We start from the raw sequence: 3,553 nt of genomic DNA, 5'->3' as shown, positions 1-3,553 counted from the left end.
ACTTAGGGTAAAAAGAAAACACCAGCGTCGCTACGCTCCGACTACTGTTCAGTTTGCCCTGGATTCAGTGTGCAGTTTCAAGCGGAACAGGTGTTCAGTTTCACCGGAATAGGCACAAACCAAATATCGTGTGGGCTGAAGTCACCTAGCGAATCGGCATCCGTGTTAATGAAGAAATAGGCCATCATGACTCCTTTCGATCAGGAAATCTGAAGATACTTCTTTAGTACCGATATATCCTTTTTCTGCAGGTCAGCTTTTCTGTTTGCTCTACCCCGCAGGCTGGGGTGATACAACGGAAGCAGCTTCCTTCCGTACCAGGAGTGCATCTTTCCGGCACCAGAACTAAGGGTCAGGCTGTGTCGATCGATTTTCTTGATGGCTTCTAAAGCCTTACCACCCAGAGTGAGTACAACCTCAGGGTTAACTTCCGATATCAGCCTGCTGACCCAAGTAGAGCACATAGAAATCTGCCTGGAGGAAACCGGATATTTGCCATTCTTGGCCGCAGGTAGACACAAAACTGAATTGGTGATGATTACGTCGTGCACAGTCAGGTTAACGCTGTGAAGGAGTTCCCTGAAGAAGTTGCCCGTTGGATCGGTTTCGATGTCGTAGGATAAATAACTCTTCTTCGGATCAAATGTATCCTTTTCGTTGGGGGCCTCAGCGATGGCCAGAACACCAGATCTGCATTCCAGGTTCTTGTCGAACAGAGGATAGGCCCATTTCCCATTCTCGTGCTTGTAGAGAAGGCCCGCCTCGCGGCAGATTTGGCACTTAGATGCATCATCCTTGAACTTTGTCAGCTGTTTCTTGATGCTTTTTCTCTTCATCAATATCTCCCAGTCAGCAAATCAGGGCAGCATTCTGTTGGCCATGACCACAATTGCCGTGAAAGTCACCTGGACACCAAGGAAGAAGTACAGGGATCTGCCCCAGTACCCGATGTAGAGCCGGCTTGCTTTTCTAGCCAACACCCGGGTTCTGTGATCCTCGAGAAGGTCCAGGAGCAGCGTCCTTGCGGACGAACTTAAGCTCCTTTGGGGTGGATCGGATATCGGCGCTTTTAGGGTTATCATTTCATTTAACATCCCAATGTCTTTCATTTTCATTCGCAATTTCCTCTTGCAGTTTTTCGATTTTTCCCTTTAGCCGAACTTGCTCTTCGAAAGATCTGACAATTTCTTTCTGCTGTTCATTAGACGGAACGATAACAGGAAAACTTACGACATCTCTTTTCTGGACCATGGGGATGGTTGTACCGTAGGATTTGACTTCCAGAAGGTCCTGAGCAACTTCGGATTTCAGGTACATGTACAGCACGCGAGGATTATTTATGGGGCTGTCTTTCTTTAACCGGATGATCTGGAATGACTGGTTGGCAAGCCAGTCACCCTCATACGTCTCCGGAACAATTCCAACTTTTCCTACAGTTCCCTTTGTTGCCAGGAGAACATCGCCCGGCTTTAATTTCTGTTTTTCAGCCTTTGTAAGGTTAACGACTTCTACAGTGACTATTTCCTGGAGGTCTCCAATCCAACCCTCCGTCGGTATGTCAGAGGCTGAAACTTCAAAAAATTCATAGTCTGCAAAGCCTTCCTTCTGGCTCTTAACCGCCTGAGGTCTTATTAACTCCGCAATCTTTCCCAGTTCGGTGGTCTCTACTGAATCAAGAGCGTTGTTGATGCAATGTTCCACCTCGGAAATGACGTAACGCTTGACTGCCAGGTTGTAATTGTTCTCCTCCAACTGATCCGGCTGAACTATTTCAGCGCCGAGAGGTACTGCCTCCTTGCCGGCTGCGAATTCACGATAATAATCCACAACGTCAGCACAGAAATGCAGGGCGTCAGGGGATTCTGCATTCTTTTTGTTGGCATATGTTACTCCATTCAGATGACTGACCAGTTCATCATACTGCTTACCGAAATCGTCACTGTCCGCGTCTATAAAGAGAACTTCCTTGCGAGTCCGCTCCTTGTTGAGAATCAGGATGGAAAAGGGCATGCTGGTGCGTTGCAGCTGATTAGATGTTCCCCCGCCAATGACTGCATCCAACCAGTTATTTTTGATCAGGTCTTTTCTGAACTCGACTTCTCCACCAGAATCCCTCTGCAGCAAATTATTGGGTACGATGGCAGCAAGCCGTTTCCTGGTCTGAGCCAGTGCATGATAAATCTGGTAAACCTCGCCGTGGAAAAACTTCCTTTTGGGGAATCTATCAAACCAGTCATCAATCTTTTCCTTGTAGCGATAATTCCAAGTTGTGTTCATAAGGCACACATCGAACTGTTTGAGAGTTCCATCTTCAATCCAGCTCGGAGAGCGAACCGGATCGCCTATTTTTGTTTGAATATGAGAATCCTCAAGAATATTGATCAGCCATGGCCACGGAGTATTCAGCTGGGTTTCCAGGTAAACATTTTCAAAGAAATGGGCACTTGTTCTGGCCAGATTGAATGATGTTGTCAGGGGACAATACACAAAATCGTCTTTGTCCGGGTTTATGAGGTGGAGCATTAGGAGACCCAAATTATCCGAAAGATTGTATTCATCTATTTCCAGGCGCAAGGGCACCATTTCGCTTAGAGAGGAAATGGTTTCTCTGTAACTGATGATGTTCTTACCGAACAGGGAATCTATCACCGCACAGATATCGCTCAACTCACTGCTGCTAAACCGCTTTAGGCATGCTGCATCCAACTCGAAGGCTCTGGTATTTTCGGCCAATGCATCATGCGTCGAAAGAGCCATGAGGGCAACTGCGATCTTGTCAGGTGAGATATTTCCATCGCACACACTATGAAACCTGAGCCCGTCTTCCAGTTTCCCTTCTTCGGAAATTTTTCGCCAGGCGACAAGCTGGGCAATAAACTGGATGGCCTGGTAGTCAATATTTAAAGGACCACGAAACCTGTCAAAAATTGTGTAAAGCACTTTATTCTTCATGACTAATGCCTCAATGCTTTCGGCCGTTGCCGTAGTGATAAGTGGTGATCAAATGGCCGCCTTCAGTGACAACAACCAGGCCGCCTTTGTCCAGGAGCTTCATGGTTACCCGTTTTTTGAGCCCCAACTCTCTGGTTTGGGAATCCAACCCTCTTTGCCTGTAAGCCTTTTCCCTGCGATCCAGTTCCGCCTTGAGGCCCTCAAGCTCTTTTTTGGAGAGAGAGATCATGTCACCGTCCTGGCCACCCAGTTCCAATACGAAATCGACCATTTCCCGGGTAACGCCTCTCTGTGACATCCTGATTCCGAAATGCTTTGTCTTTTTCATGCCTGACATCCATTTCTTGTTATCTTGATTTCAATAATAAACCAAGAAAAAAGAATGTCAAGCATAAATTATAATAATCATAGCTTGATTGTTAAGTGAATTCTGTACAATACCCCTTTAATTTGCTATTTCTGCCATAAGTTGGCCTCCGTACATGTACGGATTGTAATGGGGCCTTCCGGGGGCCAGGCCGTGACGGCCTGTTGCCCAAATGCTTGGTTTTATTGGGTTCAGGGTAGCTGTTATGGTAATATACAGGCAACCTTTTTATGG

General features: G+C 46.6%; 4 protein-coding genes. All 4 read right to left on the bottom strand.

What is annotated here, in order from left to right:
- Positions 1-200: 200 nt before the first annotated feature.
- Genes P1S59_14255 through P1S59_14240 form a run of 4 tightly spaced genes read right to left on the bottom strand, consistent with a single transcriptional unit; the run spans position 201 to position 3,280 of the window.
- Positions 201-836 (bottom strand): uracil-DNA glycosylase family protein, encoded by a 636-nt coding sequence (locus P1S59_14255; protein ID MDF1527392.1) that lies wholly within the window; start codon positions 834-836, stop codon positions 201-203.
- Positions 837-857: 21 nt separating this feature from the next.
- Positions 858-1,082, bottom strand: a complete 225-nt coding sequence (locus tag P1S59_14250; protein MDF1527391.1) for a hypothetical protein — start codon at positions 1,080-1,082, stop codon at positions 858-860.
- 1 nt (position 1,083) lies between these two features.
- The gene (locus P1S59_14245) at positions 1,084-2,952 is read right to left on the bottom strand and encodes an N-6 DNA methylase (GenBank protein ID MDF1527390.1); all 1,869 of its coding nucleotides are present in this window, start codon (positions 2,950-2,952) and stop codon (positions 1,084-1,086) included.
- A 10-nt stretch (positions 2,953-2,962) separates the two neighbouring features.
- Positions 2,963-3,280, bottom strand: coding sequence for a DUF4258 domain-containing protein (locus tag P1S59_14240; GenBank protein ID MDF1527389.1), 318 nt, complete (start codon positions 3,278-3,280; stop codon positions 2,963-2,965).
- Positions 3,281-3,553 lie beyond the last annotated feature (273 nt).

The sequence above is a fragment of the bacterium genome, assembly GCA_029210965.1.
Lineage (GTDB): Bacteria > BMS3Abin14 > BMS3Abin14 > BMS3Abin14 > BMS3Abin14 > JALHUC01.
The sequence above is the reverse complement of the archived record's forward strand: the minus strand, read 5'-3'. Positions and strand labels throughout refer to the sequence as shown.